Consider the following 26,882-nt stretch of genomic DNA (forward strand, 5'->3'; position numbering starts at 1 on the left):
CGGTCGGCCCCCGCGCCGAGGACATCCGGTGCGATGTCTGCCGCATCCCGCCCCCGGTACGCCGGGCGCGGCGCCGAGCCGCCCGTACCGCCGCCCTGCTCACCCTCGTCCTGCTGCTCGGGGGCGGGGCGGCGACGGGCTGTGGCGGGCGGGCCACCACCCACCACAAGCCCGGTACCAGCCACGAGGAGGCCTCCGGCAGCGCGGGCACCCTGCTCACCACCGACGACGGCGCCGGCCACCGGCTCCGCGAGGTACCGGCCGAGGGTGCGCCGAAGGTCCGCCTGACCGCCCGCCCGGACTCCGAGGACGGCTGGAACCTCCAACTGGCGTTGGACAGCTTCGACTTCACCCCCGACAGCACCGGCGGCGCCGCCCTCCGGGGCGCGGGCCACGCCCACCTGGAGCTCGACGGCCGCAAACTGGCCCGGCTGTACAGCCCCTGGTTCCACCTGCCCGCCGCGCAGGTCCCCGAGGGCGCGCACACCCTGACCGTCCGGCTCTACGCCGACGATCACACCGCCTGGGCGGTGTCCGGCAAGCCGATCGAGGCGACCATCCCGCTCGCCGGCGGCGGCCAAGCCGCCGGTCACAGCCATGACGCCACCCCGCCGACGTCCACGCCCGCACCGACACCGACACCGACCCCTGGCCAGGGGCCGGGCCAGGCCCCCGGCCAGACCCACGGGCAGGCCGACCGCACCGTCACGATCACCGTCCGGGACGGCAAGGTCACCCCCGCACCCGCGCGCACCGAGCTGAAGCGCGGCGAGCGTCTCGCCCTGCGCGTCACCAGCGACCGTGCGGACACGCTGCACGTCCACGGCTACGACAAGGAACTCGCCCTGCCCGCGGGCCAGGAGGCCACCCTGGTCCTGACGGTCGACCGCACCGGCCTCTTCGAGGTCGAGACCCACGCGTCCGGCCTCGTCCTGACCCAGCTCCTCGTCCGATGACCCCGCACCCGTCCCCCTCCCGGCCATCTGTACCGGCAAGGCCGGAGCCGGAGCCGGACGCAGCGGCTGAGGTCCCGGTCCGTGCCGGCCGGGTCCGGGCGGCACGGTGGTGACCCCCCTCGGGCCGGGAGCCGGTCCCGGCGCCGCGGGCGGCGGTGGCGGCGGCCAAGGCGTGGTCCTTCACCCGGCCGATCCGCTCACCGCACTCGCGCACGGGATCGGGTCCCAGCACGATCTGCCGATCTCTCCCTTCTACGCCTTCGCCGGTGCCTTTACCGCCCTGTTCGTCTCCTTCCTCGCGCTCGGTCTGCTCTGGTCCACCTCCCGCTTCCGCGGCGACCGCTCCGGGATCGCCCTGCCCGCCGCCCTCCAGCGGGTGGCCGACGCGCCGGCCACCCGTACCGTCCTGCGCGGACTCGGGCTCGCCGCCGCGCTGGCCGTCCTGCTGTACCTCCTCCTCGGCCCCGACGACCCCGCCCGCAACCCCGCTCCCGGTGCCGTCTACGTCCTCTTCTGGGTCGGACTTGTCCCCGCCTCCCTCCTCCTCGGCCCCGTCTGGCGCCTGCTCAACCCGCTCCGCACCCTGCACCGCTCGCTCTCCCGGGCCCTGCGCCGCCGTGGCCCCGACCGCCCCCTGCCCGCCCGGCTGGGGCAATGGCCCGCCGCCGCTGGCCTGTTCGGATTCACCTGGCTCGAACTCGCCGCTCCCGATCCCGCATCCACCACCACCCTCCTCATCGCCCTCGTCACCTACACCACCGTCCAGCTGCTGCTCGCCGCCCGCTTCGGCGAGCGCTGGTTCGACGACGGAGACGCCTTCGAGGTGTACTCCGCCCTCCTTGCCCGTCTCTCCCCCCTCGGCCGTCGCGGCGACGGCCGCCTCGTTCTCCGTAACCCCTTCCACGGACTCGACGCGACACCCGAGCGGCCCGGACTCGTCGCCACCGTCAGCGTCCTGCTCGGATCCACCGCCTACGACGGCTTTTCCGACAACCCCTCGTGGATCAACGCCGTGCAGACCTCCCCCCTCGGCCGCACCCCCACGGCCACCCTCGGACTTCTCGCCGCCGTCGCCCTCGTCGCCACCCTGTACTGCCTGTGCGCGGCCGCCACCCGCCTCATCGGCGGCCCGCACCCCGGCCCGCTCACCGCCTTCGCGCACTCACTCGTGCCGATCGCCCTCGGCTATCTCATCGCTCACTACTTCTCCCTCCTGGTAGTCGAAGGACCACGCACAGTAAGCATGGCACTGGGCACTGACAACGCCCCGGAACCCTTGCCGCCACTGGGCCCCGGCGGCCTCGCCGCCCTCCAGGTCGTCGCCGTCGTCACCGGCCACGTCCTCGGCGTCGTCGCGGCGCACGACCGGTCCGTGCGACTCGTTCCCCCCGCGAAAGCGGTGGCCGGCCAACTGCCGCTGCTCGCGCTGATGATCACGTACACCATCGGGGGACTGAGCCTCCTGCTGAACTGAGCACCCCGCCGAACAGACGAAGCCAGGAGCGGCATGATGGATCCCGTGCCCCCCACCCCCTCCTCCCCGCCCCCGGCTCCCTCCCTGCGCCGCACCCCCGTCCAGCAGCGCAGCGCCGACCGGCTCGTCCGGATCCTCGACGCGTGCGCCGAACTGCTGGACGAGACCGGCTACGAGAACCTCAGCACCCGCGCGGTCGCCGTCCGCGCCGGGGTCCCGATCGGCTCGGTCTACCGCTTCTTCGGCAACAAGCGGGCCCTGGCCATCGCCCTCGCCCACCGCAACCTGGACCGGTACGCCGACGGCATCACGCACCGGCTCACGGTCCTCCCCTCCACGCACTGGCGGCCGGTGGTGGACGCCGTGCTCGACGAGTACCTGGCCATGAAGCGCAGCGTGCCCGGCTTCGCGCTCGTGGACTTCGGGGTACCCGCGCCGCCCGCCGACGGGCCGGCGGCCGACCCCAACCACCTGGTCGCCGTCCGCCTCACCGAACTGCTCAGCACCCACCTCGGCCTGACCCCCGACGCCACCCTGGAGCGGGCGGTCCTGGTCGCCGTCGAAGCCACGGACGCGCTGATCCAGCTGGCCTTCCGCGTCGACCCCGCCGGGGACCCCGGCATCGTGGCGGAGACCCGCGCGATGATGCACGCCTACCTGGCCCGCGTCCTGGACTGACCCCGTTTCCCCTCCGCCCGGCCCGCCGCCTTCCCGCCCGGCCCGCCGCCTTCCCGCACCGGCCCGTCCGCACCGGCCCGTCCGCACCGTCTTTCCGCGCCGGCCCGTCCGCGTCGACCCAGCCAGCCCGTCCGCCGTCCGTCGGCGTGCCGTCCGGCCCCGCGCCGGTGTCCGCCCCCGGCCCACGGTCCGCACCCGCCCCGGTGTCCGCCCCCGGCCCGTCCCCCCGGAGGGCCTTGCGTCAACGCGCCCCGGCAGACCCCTCCCCACCGTGCCTACCGGTCGGTATGCTCGGGGCGCCCGCGTTCCCGCGACCGTGCCCGTGCCGCAGCCTGCCGCCCTGGAGGGCCCATGCCCCGCACCGCCCTGCGCATCTGCCCCCTCTGTGAAGCCACCTGCGGCCTCACCCTCACCATCGACGGCACCGCCGTCACCGGCGCCCGCGGTGACCGCGAGGACGTCTTCAGCCGGGGCTTCATCTGCCCGAAGGGCGCCGCCTTCGGGCAGCTCGACGCCGACCCCGACCGGTTGCGCCGGCCCCTCGTCCGCCGGGACGGCAGGCTCCGCGACGCCACGTGGGAAGAGGCCTACGACGCCATCGCCGCCGCCGTCCCCGCCCTGGTGGGGGAGTACGGCGCCCAGTCCGCCGGGGTCGTCCTCGGCAACCCGAACGTCCACACCATGGCGGGCGCCCTCTACCCGCCGCTGCTCCTCAAGGCCCTGGGCACCCGCAACCTCTTCACCGCCAGCACCCTCGACCAGATGCCCAAGCACGTCTCCAGCGGGCTGCTCTTCGGCGACCCGTTCGCCATCCCGGTCCCCGACCTCGACCGCACCGACTTCCTGCTGCTCCTGGGCGCCAACCCGGTCGAGTCCAACGGATCGCTGTGCACCGCGCCCGACTTCCCCGGCCGCCTCAAGGCCCTGCGCGCCCGCGGCGGCACCCTGGTCGTCGTCGACCCGCGCCGCACCCGCACCGCCCGGCTCGCCGACCGCCACCTCGCCCCCCGCCCCGGCAGTGACGCCCTGCTGCTCGCGGCCCTGGCGCACACCCTCCTCTCCGAGAAGCTCGCCGCGCCCGGCGCCGCGCTCGAGGAAATCACCGACGGTCTCGGGGAACTCGCCGCCGCGCTCGGGAGTTTCACCCCTGAGGCCGTCGCACCCGCCTGTGACCTCCCGGCCGCCGAGATCCGCACCCTCGCCCGTGAGCTCGCCGCCGCGCCCACCGCCGCCGTCTACGGGCGCATCGGCAGCTCCACCGTCGAGTACGGCACCCTCGCCAGCTGGCTGGTCGACGTACTGAACATCCTCACCGGCAACCTCGACCGGCCGGGCGGAGCCCTCTTCCCGCTCTCCGCCACGGCCGGTGCGCCCCGGCCGGCCGGTCCCGGCAGGGGGTTCGCCCTCGGCCGCTGGTCGAGCCGGGTCAGCGGTCACCCCGAGGCCAAGGGCGAACTGCCCCTGGCCGCCCTCGCGGAGGAGATCGAGACGCCCGGTGACGGACGCATCCGGGTGCTGCTCGCCATCGCGGCCAACCCCGTCCTGTCCGCACCCGACGGCGACCGGCTCGACCGGGCGCTGGCCGGGCTCGACTTCATGGTCTCCGTCGACCCGTACCTGAACGAGACCTCGCGCCACGCCCACGTCGTGCTGCCCCCGCCGCCGCCCGCGCAGAGCGCGCACTTCGACTTCGCCTTCAACGGGTTCGCCGTACGCAACCAGGCGCGCTACTCGCCCGCCGCCGTGCCACTGGAGGCGGGGCGGCTGGACGAGTGCGAGATCCACGCGCGGCTGGTCCTCGCTGTCTCGGGGCTCCACGGTGCCCCGCCGGAGGCGGTCGACGAGCGCGTCATCGCCGACACCCTCGCCCGGGCCGTCGACGACCCGCGCTCGCCGCTGCACGGCCGCGATCCGGACGAGGAGGGCCGTCTCCTGTCCGGCCGGACCGGACCCGAGCGGCGGCTCGACCTGATGCTGCGCCTCGGCCCGTACGGACTCACCCTCGACGGCCTCCGCCAGAGCCCGCACGGCATCGACCTGGGCCCGCTGCGGCCCCGGCTCCCGGGCCTGCTGAAGACGCGCAGCGGCAGGATCGAGCTGCTGCCCGACCCCATCGCGACCGAGCTGCCCAGGCTCCGCGCGGCGCTCGCCGAACGCCCCGCTTCCCTGGTGCTCGTGGGCCGCCGCCACCTGAGGTCCAACAACAGCTGGTTGCACAACGTTCCGGCCCTCACCGGAGGTTCCAACCGCTGCACCCTGCACGTCCACCCGCAGGACGCCGACCGGCTCGGCCTCACGGACGGGGCGCGGGCCCGGATCACCGCCGACGGCGGCAGCCTGGAGGTACCCGTCGAGGTCACCGACACCGTCCGCACCGGTGTCGTGAGCCTCCCGCACGGCTGGGGCCACGACCGCGCCGGGACCAGGCTCTCGGTCGCCTCCGCGGAGCCCGGCGTCAACGTCAACCAGCTCCTCGACGGCAGCCGACTCGACCCGCTGTCCGGTACGGCCGTGCTCAACGGATTCCCCGTCGAGCTGGCACCCCTGCCCTGAGCTGGGGTTTTGCTCGTATTGCTCACGCTCGGACGTCTTGTTGGCGCAAGGAGGCGGCACCTACGTTCCCAGCATGCTGACCTTCCTCGGCTTCGCCATGATCGCGACCTTCCTGGTCCTGATCATGATGAAGAAAATGTCGCCCATCGCGGCGCTCGTCCTCATTCCCGCGCTCTTCTGCGTGTTCGCCGGACAGGGCGCGCAGCTCGGCGACTACGTCATCGACGGCGTCGGCAAGCTCGCGCCGACCGCCGCCATGCTGATGTTCGCCATCGTCTACTTCGGCGTGATGATCGACGTCGGCCTCTTCGATCCGATCGTCCGGGGCATCCTGCGCTTCTGCAAGGCGGACCCGATGCGGATCGTGGTCGGCACCGCGGTGCTCGCCGCGATCGTGTCGCTGGACGGTGACGGCTCCACCACCTTCATGATCACCGTCTCGGCGATGTACCCCCTGTACAAGCGGCTGGGGATGAGCCTCGTCGTCATGACCGGTGTCGCGGCCACCGCCAACGGCGTCATGAACACCCTGCCCTGGGGCGGTCCCACCGCCCGCGCCGCCACCGCCCTGAAGCTCGACGCCGGCGACGTGTTCGTGCCGATGATCCCGGCCCTCGCGGCCGGCCTGCTCTTCGTATTCGTCCTCGCGTACGTCCTCGGGCTGAAGGAGCGCCGACGGCTCGGCCCGCTGGCGCTCCCCGGCGGCCGGGAGCCGGCGGACGCCGAGGCCGACCGCCTCGCCCCGGCCGCTGCGGGGGCCGGTCCGGTCACCGCCGCGCGCGCGGTGAAGGTGAAGCCGTCCGGGTCCGCCGGGTCCGCCGGGTCTGCCGGGTCTGCCGGTTCCGCGGGTTCCGCCGGCTCGGCCGGGTCCGCGGGCAAGTCGTCCGGGTCCGCGGGTTCCGCCGGGACGGCGGGGACGGCCGGGCTCGAGCGGGCCGCCGCCTCGGCCGCCCCCGGTACCCCGGGCGCTCCCGCCGCGCCGACGGGCACCACCACGGCCACCGCCCCGGCCGACGCCCCCGCCCTTGCCGAAGCCCCCGCCTCCGACCGCGCGGACGCCCCCGCCCCCGCCCTCGCCGACGCCGACGGACCCGGCGGCGGCTTCCAGGGACTCGACCCGCACCGCGCCACCCTGCGCCCCCGCCTCTACTGGTTCAACGCAGGCCTCACCGTCGCCCTGCTCACCGCGATGATCATGGAGCTGCTGCCCATCCCGGTGCTGTTCCTGCTCGGTGCCGCGCTCGCCCTCACCGTCAACTTCCCCCACATGCCCGACCAGAAGGCCCGCATCGCCGCCCACGCCGACAACGTCCTGAACGTCGCCGGCATGGTCTTCGCCGCCGCCGTCTTCACCGGCGTCCTCACCGGCACCGGCATGGTCAAGGAGATGGCCGACTGGCTCGTCGGCGCCATCCCCGAGGGCATGGGCCCGCACATGGCCCTGGTCACCGGCCTGCTGAGCCTGCCGCTCACCTACTTCATGTCCAACGACGGCTTCTACTTCGGCGTCCTGCCCGTCCTCGCCGAGGCCGGCGCCGCCCACGGCGTCTCCCCGCTCGAGATCGCCCGCGCGTCCCTCGTCGGCCAGGCCCTGCACATGTCCAGCCCGCTGGTTCCGGCCGTCTACGTCCTCGTCGGGATGGCCAAGGTCGAGTTCGGCGACCACACCCGCTTCACCGTGAAATGGGCTGCTTTGACCTCACTCGTCGTCCTCGGGGCAGGGATGCTTTTCGGCATCATCTGATCCCGGCGACCCCTGGCGCACAGAAAACTACCGGCGCTAGTTTGTAGGCTGTCCGGGAGGTCAGGTCCACGCGCTGGTGCGTGTTTCGGGAGGAACAGCCATGAAGGCCCATGACGGGATGTACATCGGCGGGGAATGGCGGCCCGCCGCCGGACGCGAGCGGATCGAGGTCGTCAACCCCGCCGACGAGCAGGTCATCGGAGGGGTGCCGGCCGGTAGCGCCGAGGACGTGGACGCGGCCGTGCGTGCCGCCCGCGCCGCCTTCCCGGCCTGGGCGGCCACCCCGCCCGCCGAGCGGGGGGCACTGATCGGCGCCCTCCGCGACGTGCTGGCGGCCCGCAAGAAGGAGATGGCCGAGACGATCACCGCCGAACTCGGCTCCCCGAGCGGCTTCTCGGAAGCGGTCCACGTGGGCTCGCCGATCGCCGTGGCCTCGTCGTACGCGGAGCTCGCCGCCTCGTACGCCTTCGAGGAGCGGATCGGGACCTCCACCGTGCTGCTGGAGCCGATCGGCGTCGTCGGGGCCATCACGCCCTGGAACTACCCGCTGCACCAGGTCGTTGCAAAGGTGGCGCCCGCTCTCGCCGCCGGCTGCACCCTCGTCCTCAAGCCGGCCGAGGACACCCCGCTGACCGCACAGCTCTTCGCCGAAGCCGTGCACGAGGCGGGCATCCCGGCCGGAGTCTTCAACCTGGTGACCGGTACCGGTCCGGTCGCCGGTCAGGCCCTGGCCGCGCACGAGGGAGTCGACCTCGTCTCCTTCACCGGCTCGACCGCCGTCGGCCGGAAGATCGGTGCCACGGCCGGCGCCGCCGTCAAGCGGGTCGCCCTCGAACTGGGCGGAAAATCGGCCAATGTCATCCTGCCCGGGGCCGACCTGGCCAAGGCCGTCGCGACGGGCGTCGGCCACGTCATGAACAACACCGGCCAGAGCTGCAACGCGCTCACCCGCATGCTCGTCCACCGGGACCAGTACGAGGAGGCCGTCACCCTGGCGGCCGCCGCCGTCGCCAAGTACCCCACCGGCGACCCCCGCGACCCGGGCACCCGCCTGGGCCCCGTCGTCAACGCCAAGCAGCGCGACCGCGTACGCGGATACATCACCCAGGGCATCGAGGAGGGCGCCCGTCTCGTCGCCGGCGGCCCCGACGCGCCCCGGGAGCAGGGGTACTTCGTCGCCCCGACCGTGTTCGCCGACGTCACGCCCGACATGACCATCGCGCAGGAGGAGATCTTCGGCCCCGTGCTGTCGATCCTCGCCTACGAGGACGAGGAGGAGGCCCTGGCCATCGCCAACGGCACCGTCTACGGCCTGGGCGGCGCCGTCTGGGCCGCGGACGAGGAGACGGCCGTGGCCTTCGCGCGCCGCATGGACACCGGCCAGGTGGACATCAACGGCGGCCGCTTCAACGTGCTCGCGCCCTTCGGCGGCTACAAGCAGTCGGGCGTGGGCCGCGAGCTGGGCCCGCACGGCCTGGCCGAGTACCTCCAGACCAAGTCCCTGCAGTTCTGAACACGGAGACGACGACCATGGTCCGCGCCGCCATCCTGCCCGCCGTCGGAGCCCCGCTGGAGATACGGGAGATCGTGCTGCCCGACCCCGGCCCCGGACAGGTCCGGGTACGGCTCACCGCCGCCGGGGTCTGCCACTCCGACCTCTCCCTCACCAACGGCACCATGCGGGTCCCCGTCCCCGCCGTCCTCGGGCACGAGGGCGCGGGCACGGTCCTCGCCGTCGGGGAGGGCGTCACGCACGTCGCCCCCGGCGACGGAGTGGTGCTCAACTGGGCGCCGTCCTGCGGGGAGTGCCACCACTGCACCATCGGCGAGGTCTGGCTGTGCGCCAAGGCCCTCTCCGGGATCGGCGCCGTCCACGCGCACGACGCGCAGGGCGCGGAGCTGCACCCGGGGCTGAACGTCGCCGCGTTCGCAGAGGAGACCGTCGTCGCGGCGAACTGCGTGCTGCCCGCGCCCGCCGGGATCCCGCTCGACGAGGCCGCCCTGCTCGGCTGTGCCGTCCTCACCGGCTACGGCGCCGTCCACCACAGTGCCCAGGTCTTCCCGGGCGAGTCCGTCGCCGTCTTCGGCATCGGCGGCGTCGGCTTGGCCGCGCTCCAGGCCGCCCGGATCGCGCAGGCGGGTCCGATCGTGGCCGTCGACGTGTCCCCGGCCAAGGAGGAACTGGCCCGCGCGGCCGGCGCCACGGACTTCGTCCTCGCCTCCGACACCACGGCCAAGCAGATCCGCGCGCTCACCGGCGGGCACGGCGTGGACGTCGCCGTCGAATGCGTCGGCCGGGCGGAAACCATCCGGGGCGCCTGGGAGTCCACCCGGCGCGGCGGCCGCACCACCGTCGTCGGCATCGGCGGAAAGGAGCAGCAGGTCACCTTCCACGCGCTGGAGCTCTTCCACTTCGCCCGCACCCTGACCGGCTGCGTCTACGGCAACAGCGACCCGGCCCGCGACCTCCCGGTGATCGCCGGACACGTCCGCGCGGGCCGCCTGGACCTCGGCCTCATGGTCACCGACCGCATCACCCTCGACGGCATCCCTGCCGCCTTCGACGCCATGCTGGCGGGCAAGGGCGGCCGCTCCCTGGTCGTCTTCTAGCCCCCGCCGTACGGCACCACCGGCGCGGCGCGGCGCGGCGCGGTCGGCGGCACGGAACGGCCCCGGGCGGGCCGGGCCGCGCCGCCGGGCCGCCCCGCGCCAACCCGCCCCGCGCCGCCGGTCGCGCCCGCGCCGCCCCGGCCGCGTCACGCCGATTCGCGTCGCGCCGCCTCGTACTGCAGGGCCAGCCCGTCCAGCAGCGCCGTCAGGCCCGTCTCGAACGCGCCCTGGTCCACCTCGCGCTGCCGCTCGGCCAGCAGGTGGGCCTGCCCCAGGTGCGGGTAGTCCGCCGGGTCGTACGCCGCCTCGTCGTCCACGAAACCCCGGGCGAAGGAGGCCACCGCCGAGCCCAGGATGAAGTACCGCATCAGCGCGCCGATCCGGGTCGCCTGCGCCGGGGGCCAGCCGGCCGCCGTCATCGCGCCGAACACCGCGTCCGCGAGCCGCAGGCCCGCCGGACGGCGGCCCGGTCCCCGGGCCAGTACCGGCACGATGTTCGGATGGTCGGACAGCGCGTCCCGGTACGAGTGCGCCCAGGCGTGCAGGGCCCCGCGCCAGTCCCGGACGCCCTCGGCCCCGTACGCCGGCGCCTCGAACATCGACAGGTCGACCCGCGCGCTCACCGCGTCCGCCACCGCCTCCAGGATCTCGTCTTTCGTCCGGAAGTGGTTGTACAGCGAGGGCCCGCTGACCCCGAGCGCGGCCGCCAGCCGCCGCGTCGACACCGCCTCCAGCCCCTCCGCGTCCACCAGCGCGCCCGCCGCCTCGACGATGCGGGTTCTGCTGAGCAGGGGCTTGCGCGGTCTGGCCATGCGCCACATAGTAGGCCCTGCCCGCCATAAACTACCGGTGCTAGTTAACTGGCCCGGGAGCCCGCCACGACGACCCCGGAGGTGCCCGGTGAACCTTGAGCTGAGCGAGGAGCAGACCGCCGTACGCCGGCTGGCCCGCGAGTTCACCGACCGCGAGGTCGTCCCGTACGCCGCCGCGTGGGACCGTGCCGAGAGCGTCGACCGGGCCGTCGTGAAGAAGCTGGGCGCGCTCGGCTTCCTCGGCCTTACCGTCCCCGAGGAGTACGGCGGCTCCGGCGGCGACCACCTCGCCTACGTACTGGTCACCGAGGAGCTCGGCCGCGGCGACTCCGCCGTGCGCGGCATCGTGTCCGTCTCCCTCGGCCTGGTCGCCAAGACCATCGCCGCCTGGGGCACCGAGGAGCAGAAGCGGGAGTGGCTGCCCCGGCTGTGCTCCGGCGACGCGCTCGGCTGCTTCGGCCTGACCGAGCCCGGCACCGGCTCCGACGCGGGCAACCTCACCGCGCGCGCCGTGCGCGAGGGCGACTCATACCTGGTCGGCGGCAGCAAGATGTTCATCACCAACGGCACCTGGGCCGACGTGGTGCTGCTCTTCGCGCGTACCGGCGACGAGCCCGGCCACCGCGGCATCTCGGCCTTCCTGGTCCCCACCGACACCCCGGGCCTCACCCGCCGCGAGATCCACGGCAAGCTCGGCCTGCGCGGCCAGGCCACCGCCGAACTCGTCTTCGACGGGGTCCGCGTACCGGCCTCCGCGATGCTCGGCCCCGAGGGCAAGGGCTTCTCGGTCGCCATGTCCGCGCTGGCCAAGGGGCGGATGTCGGTCGCCGCCGGCTGCGTGGGCATCGCGCAGGCGGCGCTGGAATCGGCCGTCGCGTACGCCGCCCAGCGCGAGCAGTTCGGCAAACCGATCGCCCACCACCAGCTGGTCCAGGAGCTGATCGCCGACATCTCGGTCGACGTGGACGCGGCCCGGCTGCTGACCTGGCGGGTCGCGGACCTCATCGACCGGGGGCAGCCGTTCGCCACCGAGTCCTCCACCGCCAAGCTCTTCGCCTCCGAGGCGGCCGTGCGCGCCGCGAGCAACGCCCTCCAGGTGCACGGCGGGTACGGCTACATCGACGAGTACCCGGCCGGCAAACTGCTGCGCGACGCCCGCGTGATGACCCTGTACGAGGGCACCAGCCAGATCCAGAAGCTCCTCATCGGCCGCGCCCGCACCGGAGTTTCGGCCTTCTGAGGGCGTGCCCTCCGGTTCCGGGCTGAGTACGCGCCTGAGTACGCGTGCGGATGTGCCCGCGGTCGGGCGGCGCGATGCTCGACCCATGAACGAGACACCGGTCAAGCAGCAGAACTCGGGGGCGTACTACGGCCAGGCCGTTGCCTCCTTCGGCATCGCCATGGGCGCCGTGTCCGTGGGGATCTACAACATGGAGGTGAGCGGCTGGGTCCGCGCCTTCCTCGGCATCGCGGTCCTGTACCTCACCACCTCGGCCTTCACCCTCGCCAAGGTGATCCGCGACCGCCAGGAGGTCACCAACATCGTGAGCCGGGTCGACCAGGCCCGGATGGAGAAGATGATGGCGGAGTTCGACCCCTTCGCCCCGAAGTAGCGGGCCCGGACCCGGGGCGCGGGCGCCGGACCGCACGGACGACGACGCTAAGCGCTTGCTCACCCTCCGGTAGGGTGTCCCTTCCCATACGGCGAAGAGGGTGAGCGGGCGATGGACAGCGTGGAGGAGACGGCCGGCGGCTACCAGCCGTGGTCGGAGGTCACCCCCGAGGCCGCGCGGCGGCTGCTCGTGGCGGCCGTCGAGGCCTTCGCCGAGCGCGGGTACCACGCCACCACCACGCGTGACATCGCGGGCCGGGCCGGCATGAGCCCGGCCGCGCTGTACATCCACTACAAGACCAAGGAAGAGCTGCTCCACCGGATCAGCCGGATCGGCCACGACAAGGCCCTGGAGATCCTGACGACCGCGTCCGACGGCCCCGGGAGTGCCGCCGAGCGGCTCGACGCCGCCGTACGGTCCTTCGTGCGCTGGCACGCGGCGCACCACACCACCGCACGCGTGGTCCAGTACGAGCTGGACGCCCTCGCCCCCGAGCACCGCGCCGACATCGTGGCGCTGCGCCGCCGGAGCGACGCCGCCGTGCGCCGCATCCTCGCCGACGGGGTCGAGGCGGGGGAGTTCGACGTGCCCGATGTACCGGGCACCACCCTCGCCGTGCTGTCGCTCTGCATCGACGTCGCCCGCTGGTTCAGCGTGGCCGGGCAGCGCACGCCCGACGAGGTCGGCGCGCTCTACGCCGACCTCGTGCTCCGCATGGTGGGCGCGCGGCCGGCCGCCCCCCGGGAGTAGCGCACGCCCATCCCCCAGGAGTAGGGCTGCCGCCCATCCCTCAGAAGTAGTAGCGGGACACCGACTCCGCCACGCACACCGGCTTGTCGCCGCCCTCGCGCTCGACCGTGACCGTCGCCGTGACCTGCACCCCGCCGCCCGCATCCACGACCTCCGTGAGCACGGCGGTGGCCCGCAGCCGCGATCCGACCGGCACCGGTGCCGGGAAACGCACCTTGTTCGTTCCGTAGTTGATGCCCATCCGCATGCCCTCGACCCGCATGACCTGCGGCACCAGGCTCGGCAGCAGGGACAGCGTCAGGTAGCCGTGCGCGATGGTGGAACCGAAGGGGCCGGTCGCGGCGCGCTCCGGATCCACGTGGATCCACTGGTGGTCGCCGGTCGCGTCCGCGAAGAGGTCGATCCGCTTCTGGTCCACCTCCAGCCACCCGCTGGGCCCGAGCGGCTCGCCCGTTCCGGCGCGCAGTTCCTCGGCGGACGTGAAGACCTTCGGCTCGGACATGCCCTGATCCTGCCTCTCGCAGACGACGGACGTACCGCGCTCAGTGAATAAGCGCTTGCTCAGCATGCTGGGGCCGTATGTGTATGTCAACGGACCTCCGACTACGCTCGGCCTGGTGCCGCAGATTCCCGAAAAGATCCACGAGCTCACCGTCGGCCAGCTGTCCGCCCGCAGTGGCGCGGCCGTGTCCGCGCTCCACTTCTACGAGTCCAAGGGCCTGATCAGCAGCCGACGCACCTCCGGCAACCAGCGCCGCTACACCCGCGACGCACTGCGCCGGGTGGCCTTCGTACGGGCCGCGCAGCGCGTGGGCATCCCGCTGGCCAGTATCCGCGAGGCGCTCACCCAGCTGCCCGAGGAGCGCACCCCCACCCGCGAGGACTGGGCCCGGCTCTCCGAGGCCTGGCGCGCCGAGCTCGACCAGCGGATCACCCAACTCGGCCGGTTGCGGGACCACTTGACGGACTGCATCGGCTGCGGCTGCCTCTCGCTGGAGAACTGCGCGCTGTCCAACCCGGACGACGTCTTCGGCGAACGGCTCACCGGCTCCCGGCTGTAGCGCCGCCGCCCCTCGCGCCGCCAGCCCTCGCGCCGCCCCCTCTCGCGCCGTCGGCCGCCTCAGCCCCACCGGCCGTGCCCGCCGCATCCGCCGCATCCGCCTCCGCCCGCACCGCCACGGCGGCCGCCACCAGTTCGGCGTTCGACCGGGCCCGCCGCCCGTCCGGCAGGTGCAGTACGTCGCCCGCGCCGGTCCGCGCGCCCGTACCGCACCGCGCGGCCAGCCGCAGCACCGGCCAGGCGGCGTCCCCCCGCCCGTACAGCAGCAGGGCCACCGGCGGCAGCCCGCCCAGGCCCGCCACCAGCGCCGGTTGGGCCGCCGCCAGCTCCACGGCCAGCCGGACCCGCCCGCCGGGGTCGCGCAGCGGCCAGGCCAGGAACCGGGCCAGCGGCTCCGGTCCGGCCGGCCCGCCCAGCGGCACCACCGCGTCCACCGAGACCCCGCGGTCGAGCAGCGCCTCGGCGAGTTCCACCGCCCCGGGCTCCGCGAAGCGGACCTCCGCCCGGTCCGGCAGCAGCGGCCAGGCCCGCACCCGCTCCAGCCGCGCCGCCGGATCCGGCTCCGCCGGGACGCCCGCCGGCACCGACAGGGGTACGCCGACCCCCGCGTCCCGCAGCGCCTCCAGCGCCGGCCCGACCACCCGGGGCGAGAGGCTCTCCCGCCCGCACGGGGTCCGCGGGTGGACGAGCACCTCCCCGGCCCCGGCGGCGACCGCCCCCAGCGCCGACTGGGCAAGGGCCCCGGGGGACATCGGTACGGCCGGCCCGTCGGCCGCGCCCCGGCCGCCGTTCAGCGACACCAGCAGGGGCGGCCTCACGCGGCCCCCGCCGAGGGCATGTCCGCGAGCGCCGGTCTCGGCACCACGATCCCGCAGCCCGCGCAGACCGGGCCGCCGTCCCAGGCCCAGGCCCCCTCCCAGGGCCCCGGCCCGGCGCCCGCACCCGGCCCGGCGCCCGCACCCCGTACGCCCGCACCCCGTACGCCCGGACCGTCGACGACCGGATCCTCCGTGCCCGGGACCGCTCCCGGCCGCTGGCCCGGCACCGGCACCGGGCCCGGCGCCGGCCACCGCAGCTCCTCGTCCCCGCAGACCGGGCAGCCCGTCCCCGGCTCCGTCTCCAGCGCCCGCACCAGCCGCCGCAGCACCTCGCCCAGCGTCCCCTCGGGCCGTACTCCCGGATCCGCGCACCGCACCACCGCGTCCCCGCTGCCGCCCCACGCCCACTCCGGCCGGCGCAGCCCGTGGTGCTTCTCGCGCCTTCGCCGCTCCGCGAAGTGCCGTTCGTACTCCAGCCAGACCGCCCGCGCCTCCTCCAGCTCCTCCAGCGCGGCGACCAGCCGCAGCGGATCCGCCCCCCGGTCCTCCGGGGCGATCCCGTGCCGGTCGCACAGGTGCCACCACGTGGCCCGGTGCCCGTACGGCGCGAACCGCTCCAGGCAGCGGCGCAGGGAGTGGCGCCGCAGGGCCCGGTCATTGCGCGCGTCGCGCACCTGGTGGGCCAGACTTTGGAATCCCGCCATCACACCTTCACCTCCGCCGATGTGCCCAACATGCCCGGCCTACGGTGGGCGCATGCGGGGGCGGTCGAGGCGTGTGGGTGGCACATGGCCGGAAGTCAGCGCCCCATGCGCCCCGCGGTGACCACCAGCCGGGCCAGTTCCTCGTGGCAGATGTCACTGTGCGCCCCCGACGGGGCGCCGCCGCGCCGGACCACGGAGCCCGTGTCCACGCTGACGCAACCGGTCGCGGGGACCCCCTCGCGCAGGGCGGCGTCGAGGCTCAGGCGGGGCGCGCCGGGCACCGCACGCACCCCGTCATGGCCGATCGCCCCCCACCGCGCGTCGAAGCCGAGCAGACCGGCCGAATCCCCTGCCATCCGCGAGGCCAGCGGATAGAAGATCTTCAGCGAGGTGTCGTGCGGGGAGTGGCAGGCCACCACCGGCCCGTCGACCCGCCGCTGGAGGCCGCCCAGGGCGCCGCCGCGTCCCTGGTCGTGCGGCAGCCGGTCGGCGAAGGCGTAGTGGGAGAAGGCACCCTGGAACAGGGTCAGCGACTTCACGTACCGGGCGCCGTCCGGGACCGCGCGCAGCGAGAAGGACACCACCCGCGCCCCGAAGCTGTGCCCGAGCAGGTGGACGCGCAGGGCCGGGCGGCGGGCGGCCAGCCCGGCCAGCACCGGGCCGAGCCCGCGCTCGCCGACCACCCCCGCGCGTTTCTTCATCTGGTAGTACGTGGCCTGCCGCAGCAGCTCCTTGGCGCCCTTCCACAGCGGCCGCAGCCCGTCGCCGACCGCCGGCTCCCGCCCCGCCGCGGCGTCGGCACCGGGCGGGGCGTCGGTTCCGGGCGGGGCGCCCGCCGCGGCCAGGGCGGCGGCGAGGTCCCGGCACACCTCCAGGACGTCCTGCGTGAAGACGGCGGGAACCGGGGGAGCGGCCGCGGTGGGTACGGCGTTCACCCCCGCCAGCTCCCGTACGAGCGCGCCGAACTCGATGAAGGCGGCCGCCGACTCCTCGCGCCGCTCCAGCAGCTCGGCCACGCGGTCCAGCTCCGCCCGCCGGCCCGGCCAGAACGCGCCGAGGGCCGCGCGGGTGCCGGGGCCGAGCGCGGTGCCCGGGTCCGGCGCGGTGCCGGAGCCGCCCCCCGCGGCGGCGGCTTCCGCCGTGGCCGGGTCCGCGAGCAGCCCGGGGGCGGGGGCGTCGAAGTCCGGTATCGGCTCGTCCGCGAACCGGATCGAGGGCCAGACCACACCCACGTACCCCAGCCGCACCCCCGACCCCACCAGCCCCGGGAAGGGGGCGAAGAACCGGTCGTAGAGCCGGGTCGAGGTGGACCGGTCGCTGTTCCAGCCGTGCGCGAACACCAGCAGGTCGGTGGCCTCCATGCGGGCCACCGCGGCCTCCGCCTCCCGGTCCGCGTCCCCCTCGGAGTCGAAGACCAGCTCCGCGTACGGCCCGACCCGTATCCCGCCGACGCTGTCCGCCATGACATCCCCCCTCGCACCGCCCCGCGGTTCCCGCGGAGCCGGCATCCTGCCACCGCCGCGCCCGCCCGGCCGACCCCCGGACGCCGTCGGATCACCCGTACAGGAGGTACCCCCCGCGCGTCTCCGCGAACCGGGTCAGCCCGGCCGCCCAGTCCCCGGCGATCTCCTCCACCCCGGCGCCCGCGTCGACCATCGCGCGGACCCGGTCCGAGCCCGTCAGCCTGTCGATCCAGTGGTCCGCGCGCCAGCCGAAGCCGCTCCACGTCCGCCGCGCCGTGACCAGCAGCCCGATGCCCGCCCGTACCGGATCGAAGGCCTCCCGGTCGTGCACGATCAGCCGGACACCGCCGCAGAGCCGGCCCGCGTGCTTGGAGAACGTCGGCGTGAAGTACGCCTCCCGGAACCACACCCCCGGCAGCCCCAGGGCGTTCGCCGCCTCCGCCCACCGGCGGTCGACGCCCTCGGCGCCCACCACCTCGAACGGGGTGGTCGTCCCGCGCCCCTCGGACAGGTTCGTCCCCTCGAACAGACAGGTCCCGGCGTACGCGAGGGCCGTGTCCGGCGTCGGCATGTTCGGACTCGGCGGCACCCAGGGCAGCCCGGTCGCGCCGAAGAACGCGTCCCGCCGCCAGCCGCTCATCGCCACCGTCCGCAGGGCGACGGGCCGGTCGGCCAGGAACTCGCCGTTGAAGAGCAGGGCCAGTTCGGCCGCCGTCATCCCGTGCGCCAGCGCGATCGGCTCCCGTCCCACGAAGCTCGCGTACGGGCGCTGGAGCACCGGCCCCGCCGCCCGCCGGCCGCCCACCGGGTTGGGCCGGTCCAGCACCACCACCGCCTTGCCTGCGAGCGCGGCCGCGCGCATGCAGTCGTACAGGGTCCAGATGTAGGTGTAGAAGCGGGCCCCGACGTCCTGGATGTCGAAGACGACGGTGTCGATCCCGGCGGCCGTGAACACGTCCGCGAGCCGCTGCCCGCTCGTGTCGTACGTGTCGTACACGGGGAGCCCGGTCGCCGGGTCGCGGGAGGCCCCCTCGGAGCCGCCGGCCTGCGCCGTCCCGCGGAAGCCGTGCTCGGGCCCGAACACCGCGACCAGGTCCACCCGTTCGTCCGCGTGCAGGACGTCGACCATGTGGCGGGCGTCCGCGGTGATCCCGGTCGGGTTGGTGACCACGCCGACCCGCTGCCCGGCCAGTACGCCGTACCCGTCCGCCGCCATCCGCTCGAAGCCGGTCCGCACCCGCCCGTCCGCAGAAGCCCGGGAGGCCGCCGGAGCCGTGGGAGCCGCGGCGCCGGCCGCTCCCACCGTCCCCACGGCTCCGGCCGTCCCCATGGCCCCCGCCAGTCCCAGCACCCCGCGTCGCGACAGACTCATCCGGCCACGCTAGGCGGCAGACCCCTTCCGTCAGGACATACCGACTGGTTAGTATCCCCGCGATCCGTTCCGCGGATCTGCGGCAGCCGACCGGAGGCACCGGTGGCAGGCGACCGGCCACCGACCACCCGCCCCGGCACCCGGCTGCCGCACCCGGCCACGAAAGGCGATCCCCGTGAGCGCGTACCAGGACCAGCGAGTCGTCGTCACCGGTGCGGGCGGCGGCATCGGCGCCGCCCTCGCCCGCCGCTTCGCCGCCGAGGGCGCCACCGTGGCGGTCAACGACCTCGACCCCGCCAAGGCCGCGGCGGTGGCCGACGGGATCGGCGCCCGGGCCGTCGCGGTGCCGGGCGACGCCTCGCAGATCGTGGCGGAGGCCCGCGAGGCACTCGGCGGCACGGTCGACGTCTACTGCGCCAACGCCGGACTCGCCTCGGGCGGCGACGCCTTCGCCGAGGAGGCCGTGTGGGAAGCCGCCTGGGACACCAACGTCATGGCCCACGTCCGCGCGGCCCGCCTGCTGCTGCCGGACTGGCTGGAGCGGGGGAGCGGCCGGTTCGTGTCCACCGTCTCCGCCGCCGGGCTGCTGACCATGATCGGCGCGGCGCCGTACAGTGTCACCAAGCACGGCGCGCTCGCCTTCGCCGAGTGGCTCTCGCTGACCTACCGCCACCGCGGGGTCGACGTCCACGCCATCTGCCCGCAGGGGGTGCGCACCGACATGCTGACCGCCTCGGGCTCGGCGGGCGAACTCGTCCTCGCACCGACCGCGATCGAGCCGGACGCGGTGGCGGACGCACTGTTCGACGGCATGGAGAAGGGCCGGTTCTTGATCCTCCCGCACCCCGAGGTGGCGGACTTCCACGTCGCGCGCGCCACCGACCCGGACCGCTGGCTGGGGGGCATGAACCACCTCCAGCGCAAGTGGGAGGCCAGGTGAGCCCGCTGACCGCCGCCGCCCAGGACTCCCCGTACGCCGCCAGGCCCTGGCTCGGGCTGCTCAGCCCGGCCCAGCGCGCCCCCGTCCAGCCGCCGCCCACGGTGCTGCACGCCTTCCGCGCCGCCGCGGCCCGGGCGCCCGGGCGCACCGCCCTGGCCTACTTCGACGGCCGCACCGGCTACGCCGACGCCGACGCGCTCTCCGACTCGGTCGCCGGGCACCTCGCCGAGCGGGGCGTCCGCCGCGGCGACCGGGTCGCCGTCATGCTCCAGAACACCCCGCACTTCGTGCTCGCCGTCCTCGCCGCCTGGAAGGCGGGCGCGGTGGTCGTCCCGCTGAACCCGATGTACAAGTCCGGTGAGGTCGGACACGTCCTGCGCGACTCCGGGGCCGTCGCGCTCGTCTGCGAGGTACGGGCGTGGGACGCGTACCTGGGGGAGGCCGTCCGGGACAGTGCCGTGCGCACCGTCCTGACCGCGAGCGACCTGGACTTCCAGACGCGGAACGACCCCCGGGTCCTGCGGACCGACCCGGCACCGGACCCCGGGGCCGCCGCCCCGGCGAACTGTCCGGCGGACGGGCTCGCCGACCGTCCGGCGGACGGGCTCCCCGTCCGTCCGGCCGACGGGGTCAGCGTCCCTCCCGCCCGCGACGTCGCCGACCTCACCGCCGTCGCCCGGCACGGCCACCCGGCCCCGGACGACCCGCGCCTCACCGCCGCAGACACCGCGCTCATCAGCTACACCTCCGGCACCAGCGGCACCCCCAAGGGCGCGCTGAACCCGCACGGCGCGCTCACCTACAACGCCGTCCGCCAGGTGACCGGCCACCCGCTCCCCGAGGGCGCCACCTACTTCGCCCTCGCGCCCCTCTTCCACATCACCGGCATGGTGTGCCAGCTCGCCGCCTGCTTCGCCAACGCCGGCACCCTCGCCCTCGCCCACCGCTTCGACGCCGGCGCCGTCCTCGACGCCTTCCTCGAACACCGCCCCGCCTACGCCGTCGGCCCGGCCACCGCCTTCATGGCCCTCGCCGCCCACCCGGCCGCCACCGCGGACCACTTCGCCTCCTTCCGGGTGCTCTCCTCGGGCGGCGCCCCGCTGCCGCCCGCGCTCGTCGAGCGGCTGCGCGCCGCCTTCGGTTTCTACCTCCGCAACGGCTACGGCCTCACCGAGTGCACCGCCCCCTGCGCCTCCGTCCCCGTACACCTCGAAGCACCCGTCGACCCCGTCTCAGGCACCCTCTCGGTGGGCCTGCCCGGCGCCGACACCGTCGTACGGATCCTCGACGAGCGGGGCGCCGAAGTACCCCTCGGCGAACCCGGCGAGATAGCCGTCCGCGGCCCGCAGGTCGTGCCCGGCTACTGGGGCCTGCCCGAGGACACCGCCCGGGCCTTCCCGGACGGCGAACTGCGCACCGGGGACGTCGGGTTCATGGACCCGTCCGGCTGGCTCTACGTCGTCGACCGCAAGAAGGACATGATCAACGCCTCCGGCTTCAAGGTCTGGCCGCGCGAGGTCGAGGACGTGCTCTACACCCACCCCGCCGTCCGCGAGGCCGCCGTCGTCGGCGTCCCGGACCCGTACCGCGGGGAGAGCGTGAAGGCGTACGTGAGCCTGCGCCCCGGTGCCCCGGCCACACCGGAGGAGCTGTCCGCGTACTGCGCCGCGCGCCTCGCCGCGTACAAATACCCGCGCCGGGTGGAGATCCTGCCTGTCCTTCCGAAGACGACCAGTGGCAAGATCCTGCGACGGGAACTGCGCGACCGCGGCTGAAAACAGCCGGACGGCCGCCCGGGGCACGACGAAGCACACGGAAGGAAGGTCAGCGCCATGGCGGCCAGGACCACGGAGCCCGAGGGCACGCACGAAGCGCCGGTACCGCAGCGCCTGCTGGCCGTCGCCACCAGGCTGTTCGCCGAGCGGGGCTACGACCGCACCTCGGTGCAGGAGATCGTCGAGGCGGCCGGCGTCACCAAGGGCGCGCTCTACCACTACTTCGGTTCCAAGGACGACCTGCTGCACGAGGTGTACGCGCGGATGCTGCGCCTCCAGCAGCAGCGGCTCGACGCGGTGGCCGGATCCGACGCCCCGGTGGAGGAGCGGCTGCGCGCGGCCGCCGCCGACGTGGTCGTGACCACCATCGAGAACCTGGACGACGCGATGATCTTCTTCCGGTCGATGCACCAGCTCAGCCCGGAGAAGTTCAAGCAGGTACGGGCGGAACGCCGGCGCTACCACGAGCGGTTCCGGGCGCTGGTCGAAGAGGGCCAGCGCACCGGGGTGTTCTCCACGGCCACCCCCGCCGACCTGGTGGTGGACTACCACTTCGGGTCCGTGCACCACCTCTCCACCTGGTACCGCGCGGACGGCCCGCTCACCCCCCAGCAGGTCGCCGACCACCTCGCGGACCTGCTGCTGCGCGCCCTGCGTCCCTGACGGCTCACCGCGCGGGGGCGGGGTGGTCGGTGTACCCCTCCGGCCCCTGCCGCCCGAGCCGAGCCGGGTCCGAGCCGAGCCGGGTCCGAGCCGAGCCGGGTCCGAGCCGGGGTCCGGGTCCGAGCCCGGGGCCGAGCCGAGCCCGGGTCCGACCCGGGCCCGAGCTCCGGCCCCCCGACCGCCGGAGGCTACTGGTACCGCTTCAGCTCCCGGCGGGCCAGCGACCGCTGGTGCACCTCGTCCGGGCCGTCCGCCAGCCGCAGCGTCCGCGCCGCCGCCCACAGCTCGGCCAGCGGGAAGTCCTGGCTCACCCCGCCCGCGCCGTGCAGCTGCACCGCCTGGTCCAGGATGGCCACCACCGCCCGCGGCGTCGCGATCTTGATCGCCTGGATCTCGGTGTGCGCGCCCCGGTTGCCGACCGTGTCCATCAGCCAGGCCGTCTTCAGCACCAGCAGCCGCAACTGCTCCACCGACACCCGCGCGTCCGCGATCCAGTTCTGCACGACCCCCTGCGCCGCCAGCGGCTTGCCGAAGGCCGTGCGCTCCAGCGCCCGCCGGCACATCAGCTCGATGGCCCGCTCCGCCATGCCGATGAGCCGCATGCAGTGGTGGATGCGGCCCGGGCCGAGCCGCGCCTGCGCGATGGCGAAGCCGGTGCCCTCCTCGCCGATCAGGCCGGCCGCCGGGATCCGCACACCGTCGAAGACGACCTCGGCGTGACCGCCGTGGTCGTGGTCCTCGTACCCGTACACCGTCATGGCCCGGCGGACCTCGACGCCCGGGGTGTCGCGCGGGACCAGGATCATCGACTGCTGGCGCCGCGGATCGGCCCCGCCCGGGTCCGTCTTGCCCATCACGATGAAGACCGCGCAGTCCGGGTTCATCGCCCCGGAGATGAACCACTTGCGCCCCGTGACCACGTACGCGTCGCCCGAGCGCTCGATCCGGGTCTCGACGTTGGTCGCGTCCGAGGACGCCACGTCGGGCTCGGTCATCGCGAACGCCGACCGGATCTCCCCCGCCAGCAGGGGCTCCAGCCACTGCTTCTTCTGCGCCTCGTTCCCGAACTGGGAGAGCAGCTCCATGTTCCCCGTGTCCGGGGCCGCGCAGTTGGTCGCCGTCGGAGCCAGGTGCGGGCTGCGGCCGGTGATCTCGGCGAGCGGGGCGTACTGGAGGTTCGTCAGCCCGGCGCCGTGCTCGGCGTCGGGCAGGAAGAGGTTCCACAGGCCCTGGCGGCGCGCCTCGGCCTTCAGTTCACCGAAGACGGCCGGGGTGTCCCAGGGCGAGGCCAGCCGCGCGCGCTGCTCGGCGGCGACGGGCTCCGCCGGGTAGACGTACTCCTCCATGAACGCGAGGAGCCGCTCGCGGAGTTCCTCGGTCCGGGCATCGAATGCGAAGTCCATGGGATGAGTGCCTCAGCCTTTCCGGAAGTCCTGCAGAGTGGTCAGTCCGTGCTCGATGAAGACCGGGACCAGCTCGCCGATCCGGTCGAAGCCGGCGCCGACGGTCTGTCCCAGCGTGTAGCGGTAGTGGATGCCCTCGAGGATCACCGCGAGCTTGAACCAGGCGAAGGCCGTGTACCAGGCGATCGACCCGGTGTCGCGCCCGGAGCGGGCGGCGTACCGCTCGATCAGCTCGGCGGGCTGCGGATGTCCCGGCGCCCCGCTCGTCGTGCTGACCGGGGACTCGGTCAGGCCGAGGTCGGAGCTGTACATCACCAGCAGCCCCAGGTCGGTCAGCGGATCGCCCAGCGTGGACATCTCCCAGTCCAGCACGGCCCGGATCGTGTCGTCAGGGCCGCCGATCAGCACGTTGTCGAGGCGGAAGTCCCCGTGCACCACCGTCGGGGCGGGGGAGCAGGGCAGTGCCCGGCCGAGCGCGCCGTGCAACTCGTCGATCCCGGCGAGGTCCCGGCCGCGCGAGGCCGCCAGTTGCTTGCCCCACCGGCGCACCTGCCGGTCGAGGAAGCCCTCGGGGCGGCCGAAGTCGCCGAGTCCCACCGCCTCCGGGTCCACCGCGTGCAGGTCGACCAGGGTGTCGACCAGCCCGAGCACGGCCCGCCGGGTCCGCTCGGGGCCGAGGGCGGCCAGCTCGCCGGCCGTCCGGTACGGCACGCCGTCCACGTACTCCATGACGTAGAACGGCGCCCCGAGCACGGACTCGTCCTCGCACAGCAGCACCGTCCCCGGCACCGGCACGGCCGTACCGTGCAGCGCGCTGATCACCCGGTGCTCGCGCCGCATGTCGTGCGCGGTGGCCAGGACGTGCCCCAGCGGGGGCCGGCGCACCACCCAGCGGGCGGTGCCGTCGGTGATCTCGTACGTGAGGTTCGACCGGCCGCCTTCGATGAGCCGGCCGCGCAGCGGCCCGGAGGCGAGTCCCGGCCGCGCGGCGCCGAGATGGCCGCGCAGCCGCTCCAGGTCGAGGCCCCGGGGATCGGCTGAGGCTGAGGACATGGCGCGAGCCTCCGTACGGAGTCGAGGGGTGGTGTCAGACGGAACGATGCCATCATGCCGACCAGTCGGTATGCCGTCCAGAGGGTGAGGCGAAAGAACGCGTTTCGTCCCGCGGTGTCGCGCCCCGGACCGCGGTATCACGCGCCGGACCGCCGTGTCAGCCCCGGACCGCCGTGTCACGCCCGGACCGCCGGGCCGCCCCGCACCGCGGCGGCCGCGCGGCCCCGTCACGCGTGGCAGGGGATCGGCGTCCCGCCGTTCAGCGCCGTCATGTCCCGCAGCACCGCCGGCACGTCCAGCGGGATGCCCTCGGGCTCCCCGGCCAGCTCCGCGTAGGCCCGGTGCAGGTTCGCCACCAGCCGCTCGCTCTCCCGCCAGGCCGCGAACTCGCCGAGGTCGGCGGCACGCGCCGTCTCCAGCGGGGTCAGGCCCGCCCCCCGTCCCTCCCGGGCCAGCTCGGCCACGTACCGCAGGTAGCGTTCCGTGGCCTCGTACGCCGACGGGTCGGTGAGCGGCCCGTGGCCCGGTACGACGGTCTCCGCGTCCAGCGAGCGCAGCAGTTCCATGGCGCGCAGTGACCCGGCCAGGGAGCCCATCGCCAGGAACGGGGTCCCTCCGGCGAAGACCAGGTCGCCGGTGAACACGATCCGCTGATGCGGCAGCCACACGACCGAGTCCCCGGTGGTGTGGGCGACGCCGGGGTGGACGATCCGTACCTCCGTCCCGCCGACGTGCAGGGTCATCCGGTCGCTGTAGGTGAGATCGGGGGCGGTGATCTCTATCGCGCCGAAGTCCGTGGCGGGCCAGATCATCTCCAGCTGGTGCCCGGCCGCGAGCTGCTCGGCCCGCGCGTTGTCGTGACCGAGGATCAGCGCCTCGGGGGCGAACACGCCGTTGCCGTAGGTGTGGTCGCCGTGGTGGTGGGTGTTCACCACCGTGCGGGGGAGGGGCGCCCCGGCGGCCGTGACCGCGTCGCGCAGGGCGCGGGCCCGGCGATCGGTGGCGGCGGTGTCGACGAGCAGGGTCCGTCCGCCGTCGGTCACGAAGCCGGCGTTGTTCAGGCACCAGCCCCCGTCCGGCTGGACGTAGGCGTACACCCCGGCCGCGGGCTGGACGAGGTACGGCTCCGCAACGGTCATCCGCGCTCTCCCCGGGTCGCTCTGACAGGAGCTCAGCATCCTGCCAGGCATCGCGGCCCCGGGGGAGGGCGCTTCACCGGCCGGTTTCCGGTCGGATTACCCGACCGCCTTCCCGACCGCCTCCCCGTACCGGCCCTTGACCGCCTCCCCGGCCGCGCCCCCGGCCGGGAAACCGTGCGTTCCGGCCGGGTCAGTGGTCGTCGTAGTGCCCGTCGTGCTCGGCGTGCCGGTGGCCGTCGTGCACGTAGTCGACGTGGTCTCCGTGCGGGACCGCCTCGTGGCCGCAGTCCGAGCCGTGCGCGTGGGCGTGGCCCTCGTGGGCGGTGTGCCCGGCGGGCTCGCACTCGTCCCAGTGGCCGGAGTGCTCCCGGTGCAGGTGGCCGTCGTGCGCGTAGTCGACGTGGTCTCCGTGCGGGACCGCGCGGTGGCCGCAGTCGGAGCCGTGGGTGTGCTCGTGGGTCGGGTGCTCGTGGTGCAGGGTCGTCATGGCGCCGAGGCTAGTGGGAATCGCACCGAATCGCCCGTTATCGACCGATGGCGCGGCGAATCCCGATCATCGGACGGACGGATCAGCCGATCACCGCCGGCAGGACCAGCAGCGCCACCGCGAACACCGCCAGCGCCACCGTGCACGCGACCGCCGCCAGGGCCGTCCCGGACGCCAGCCCCCGCGGCCGGGCCTCCGCCAGCTCCCGCATCCGCAGGTGCGCCACCCACAGGAACGCCATCCAGAGCAGCACGATCACCCCCGCCCCGGCCGCGTCCGCCGGAGTGCCGGGCCCGCGCAGCGCCTGCCGCAGTCCCAGTACCGCCGCGACCGAGCAGGCCAGCGTCGTACGCCGCCACGCGAGCCGGGTCCGCTCCGGCTGGAGTCCGGCGTCGCGGGCCGCCGCGGGGGCCGTCACCGCCCCTTCGTCCAGCCCAGCAGCACGACCGCCATCATCGTCACGGCGACCAGCGCCACACCCGCCGTCAGCAGCACCGGGAACCGCGACAGCGGCAGGTCCTCGCCCCGCCGCATCGCCCGCTCGCAGCGCACCCAGTGGTTCAACGCCCGCACCGCGCAGGCCGCACCGACCGCGAGCAGAGCCAGCGCCATCCCGACCCGCACCGCCCACCGCAGGTCCGGCAGGAACTGGTCCACCGCGAACCCGCCGCCCACCAGCGCCAGGGCGGTCCGGATCCAGGCGAGGAAGGTCCGCTCGTTGGCCAGCGAGAAGCGGTAGTCGGGGGTCTCGCCCTCGTCCTTCAGCCGCGCGGGCGCGAACCAGAGGCGGACGTCCTTGACGAAGTCGATCACCC

The 26,882-nt window shown here is 74.5% G+C and carries 26 protein-coding genes; 14 read left to right on the top strand and 12 right to left on the bottom strand.

Features of this window, described 5'->3' with window-relative positions; genetic code table 11:
- Positions 1-44 precede the first annotated feature (44 nt).
- The 7 genes from OTB16_RS23310 to OTB16_RS23340 all read left to right on the top strand — a co-directional run bounded on the left by OTB16_RS23310 (position 45) and on the right by OTB16_RS23340 (position 10,015).
- Positions 45-956 (top strand): cupredoxin domain-containing protein, encoded by a 912-nt coding sequence (locus OTB16_RS23310; protein ID WP_420717783.1) that lies wholly within the window; start codon positions 45-47, stop codon positions 954-956.
- 172 nt (positions 957-1,128) lie between these two features.
- Positions 1,129-2,430 (top strand): hypothetical protein, encoded by a 1,302-nt coding sequence (locus tag OTB16_RS23315; RefSeq protein WP_267722751.1) that lies wholly within the window; start codon positions 1,129-1,131, stop codon positions 2,428-2,430.
- 36 nt (positions 2,431-2,466) lie between these two features.
- Positions 2,467-3,108, top strand: coding sequence for a TetR/AcrR family transcriptional regulator (locus tag OTB16_RS23320; RefSeq protein WP_267722753.1), 642 nt, complete (start codon positions 2,467-2,469; stop codon positions 3,106-3,108).
- A 351-nt stretch (positions 3,109-3,459) separates the two neighbouring features.
- Positions 3,460-5,661 carry a molybdopterin oxidoreductase family protein gene (locus OTB16_RS23325; RefSeq protein WP_267722564.1) on the top strand — a complete coding sequence of 734 codons (2,202 nt, stop codon included), beginning with the start codon at positions 3,460-3,462 and terminating at the stop codon, positions 5,659-5,661.
- A gap of 73 nt (positions 5,662-5,734) precedes the next feature.
- On the top strand, positions 5,735-7,405 hold the full coding sequence (locus tag OTB16_RS23330; protein WP_267722566.1) for a CitMHS family transporter: 1,671 nt from the start codon (positions 5,735-5,737) through the stop codon (positions 7,403-7,405).
- A gap of 100 nt (positions 7,406-7,505) precedes the next feature.
- A complete protein-coding gene (locus OTB16_RS23335) occupies positions 7,506-8,918 on the top strand; it encodes an aldehyde dehydrogenase family protein (protein ID WP_267722567.1) in 1,413 nt (470 codons plus the stop codon).
- A 17-nt stretch (positions 8,919-8,935) separates the two neighbouring features.
- Positions 8,936-10,015 carry a Zn-dependent alcohol dehydrogenase gene (locus OTB16_RS23340; RefSeq protein WP_267722569.1) on the top strand — a complete coding sequence of 360 codons (1,080 nt, stop codon included), beginning with the start codon at positions 8,936-8,938 and terminating at the stop codon, positions 10,013-10,015.
- 146 nt (positions 10,016-10,161) lie between these two features.
- On the opposite strand, the gene OTB16_RS23345 is transcribed toward OTB16_RS23340, so the two are convergent.
- Positions 10,162-10,827: a TetR/AcrR family transcriptional regulator gene (locus OTB16_RS23345; protein WP_267722571.1), complete on the bottom strand. Its 666-nt coding sequence runs from the start codon at positions 10,825-10,827 to the stop codon at positions 10,162-10,164.
- 88 nt (positions 10,828-10,915) lie between these two features.
- On the opposite strand from OTB16_RS23345, the gene OTB16_RS23350 reads away from it, so the two are divergent.
- The 3 genes from OTB16_RS23350 to OTB16_RS23360 all read left to right on the top strand — a co-directional run bounded on the left by OTB16_RS23350 (position 10,916) and on the right by OTB16_RS23360 (position 13,190).
- Positions 10,916-12,067, top strand: a complete 1,152-nt coding sequence (locus tag OTB16_RS23350; protein WP_267722573.1) for an acyl-CoA dehydrogenase family protein — start codon at positions 10,916-10,918, stop codon at positions 12,065-12,067.
- A gap of 85 nt (positions 12,068-12,152) precedes the next feature.
- Positions 12,153-12,440: a YiaA/YiaB family inner membrane protein gene (locus OTB16_RS23355; protein WP_267722575.1), complete on the top strand. Its 288-nt coding sequence runs from the start codon at positions 12,153-12,155 to the stop codon at positions 12,438-12,440.
- 111 nt (positions 12,441-12,551) lie between these two features.
- A complete protein-coding gene (locus tag OTB16_RS23360; protein ID WP_267722577.1) occupies positions 12,552-13,190 on the top strand; it encodes a TetR/AcrR family transcriptional regulator in 639 nt (212 codons plus the stop codon).
- A 40-nt stretch (positions 13,191-13,230) separates the two neighbouring features.
- Here OTB16_RS23360 and OTB16_RS23365 read toward each other — a convergent pair whose 3' ends face one another.
- Positions 13,231-13,692: a MaoC family dehydratase gene (locus OTB16_RS23365; protein WP_267722578.1), complete on the bottom strand. Its 462-nt coding sequence runs from the start codon at positions 13,690-13,692 to the stop codon at positions 13,231-13,233.
- 115 nt (positions 13,693-13,807) lie between these two features.
- On the opposite strand from OTB16_RS23365, the gene soxR reads away from it, so the two are divergent.
- Complete coding sequence (gene soxR, locus OTB16_RS23370) at positions 13,808-14,251, top strand: redox-sensitive transcriptional activator SoxR (RefSeq protein ID WP_267722580.1); 444 nt, start codon at positions 13,808-13,810, stop codon at positions 14,249-14,251.
- On the opposite strand, the gene OTB16_RS23375 is transcribed toward soxR, so the two are convergent.
- The 4 genes from OTB16_RS23375 to OTB16_RS23390 form a co-directional block, all read right to left on the bottom strand.
- Positions 14,232-15,068, bottom strand: coding sequence for a 3-keto-5-aminohexanoate cleavage protein (locus OTB16_RS23375; protein ID WP_267722581.1), 837 nt, complete (start codon positions 15,066-15,068; stop codon positions 14,232-14,234). The genes soxR and OTB16_RS23375 overlap by 20 nt on opposite strands.
- Complete coding sequence (locus tag OTB16_RS23380; protein WP_267722584.1) at positions 15,065-15,772, bottom strand: hypothetical protein; 708 nt, start codon at positions 15,770-15,772, stop codon at positions 15,065-15,067. Before OTB16_RS23380 ends, OTB16_RS23375 begins: the two co-directional genes overlap by 4 nt.
- A gap of 95 nt (positions 15,773-15,867) precedes the next feature.
- On the bottom strand, positions 15,868-17,235 hold the full coding sequence (locus tag OTB16_RS23385; RefSeq protein WP_267722585.1) for a serine-threonine protein kinase: 1,368 nt from the start codon (positions 17,233-17,235) through the stop codon (positions 15,868-15,870).
- 91 nt (positions 17,236-17,326) lie between these two features.
- The gene (locus OTB16_RS23390) at positions 17,327-18,607 is read right to left on the bottom strand and encodes an exo-beta-N-acetylmuramidase NamZ family protein (protein ID WP_267722587.1); all 1,281 of its coding nucleotides are present in this window, start codon (positions 18,605-18,607) and stop codon (positions 17,327-17,329) included.
- 175 nt (positions 18,608-18,782) lie between these two features.
- Here OTB16_RS23390 and OTB16_RS23395 point away from each other — a divergent pair, with 175 nt between their 5' ends.
- Genes OTB16_RS23395 through OTB16_RS23405 form a run of 3 tightly spaced genes read left to right on the top strand, consistent with a single transcriptional unit; the run spans position 18,783 to position 21,985 of the window.
- A complete protein-coding gene (locus OTB16_RS23395) occupies positions 18,783-19,547 on the top strand; it encodes an SDR family oxidoreductase (protein ID WP_420717780.1) in 765 nt (254 codons plus the stop codon).
- Positions 19,544-21,322, top strand: a complete 1,779-nt coding sequence (locus OTB16_RS23400) for an AMP-binding protein (protein WP_420717781.1) — start codon at positions 19,544-19,546, stop codon at positions 21,320-21,322. The genes OTB16_RS23395 and OTB16_RS23400 overlap by 4 nt, the downstream gene beginning before the upstream one ends.
- A 57-nt stretch (positions 21,323-21,379) precedes the next feature.
- On the top strand, positions 21,380-21,985 hold the full coding sequence (locus tag OTB16_RS23405) for a TetR/AcrR family transcriptional regulator (protein ID WP_267722589.1): 606 nt from the start codon (positions 21,380-21,382) through the stop codon (positions 21,983-21,985).
- A 188-nt stretch (positions 21,986-22,173) separates the two neighbouring features.
- On the opposite strand, the gene OTB16_RS23410 is transcribed toward OTB16_RS23405, so the two are convergent.
- The 6 genes from OTB16_RS23410 to OTB16_RS23435 all read right to left on the bottom strand — a co-directional run bounded on the left by OTB16_RS23410 (position 22,174) and on the right by OTB16_RS23435 (position 26,880).
- Positions 22,174-23,388: an acyl-CoA dehydrogenase family protein gene (locus OTB16_RS23410; RefSeq protein ID WP_267722591.1), complete on the bottom strand. Its 1,215-nt coding sequence runs from the start codon at positions 23,386-23,388 to the stop codon at positions 22,174-22,176.
- A 12-nt stretch (positions 23,389-23,400) separates the two neighbouring features.
- Positions 23,401-24,441: a phosphotransferase family protein gene (locus tag OTB16_RS23415; protein ID WP_267722592.1), complete on the bottom strand. Its 1,041-nt coding sequence runs from the start codon at positions 24,439-24,441 to the stop codon at positions 23,401-23,403.
- A 227-nt stretch (positions 24,442-24,668) separates the two neighbouring features.
- Positions 24,669-25,580: an MBL fold metallo-hydrolase gene (locus OTB16_RS23420; protein ID WP_267722593.1), complete on the bottom strand. Its 912-nt coding sequence runs from the start codon at positions 25,578-25,580 to the stop codon at positions 24,669-24,671.
- A gap of 190 nt (positions 25,581-25,770) precedes the next feature.
- Complete coding sequence (locus tag OTB16_RS23425; RefSeq protein ID WP_267722594.1) at positions 25,771-26,067, bottom strand: hypothetical protein; 297 nt, start codon at positions 26,065-26,067, stop codon at positions 25,771-25,773.
- Positions 26,068-26,149: 82 nt separating this feature from the next.
- Complete coding sequence (locus OTB16_RS23430; protein ID WP_267722596.1) at positions 26,150-26,485, bottom strand: DUF202 domain-containing protein; 336 nt, start codon at positions 26,483-26,485, stop codon at positions 26,150-26,152.
- Entirely contained in the window at positions 26,482-26,880 is a 399-nt protein-coding gene (locus OTB16_RS23435; RefSeq protein ID WP_267722598.1) for a YidH family protein, read from the bottom strand. Before OTB16_RS23435 ends, OTB16_RS23430 begins: the two co-directional genes overlap by 4 nt.
- Positions 26,881-26,882: the final 2 nt, after the last annotated feature.

Origin of the sequence: Streptomyces antarcticus, from assembly GCF_026627255.1 — a bacterium.
GTDB lineage: Bacteria > Actinomycetota > Actinomycetes > Streptomycetales > Streptomycetaceae > Streptomyces > Streptomyces antarcticus.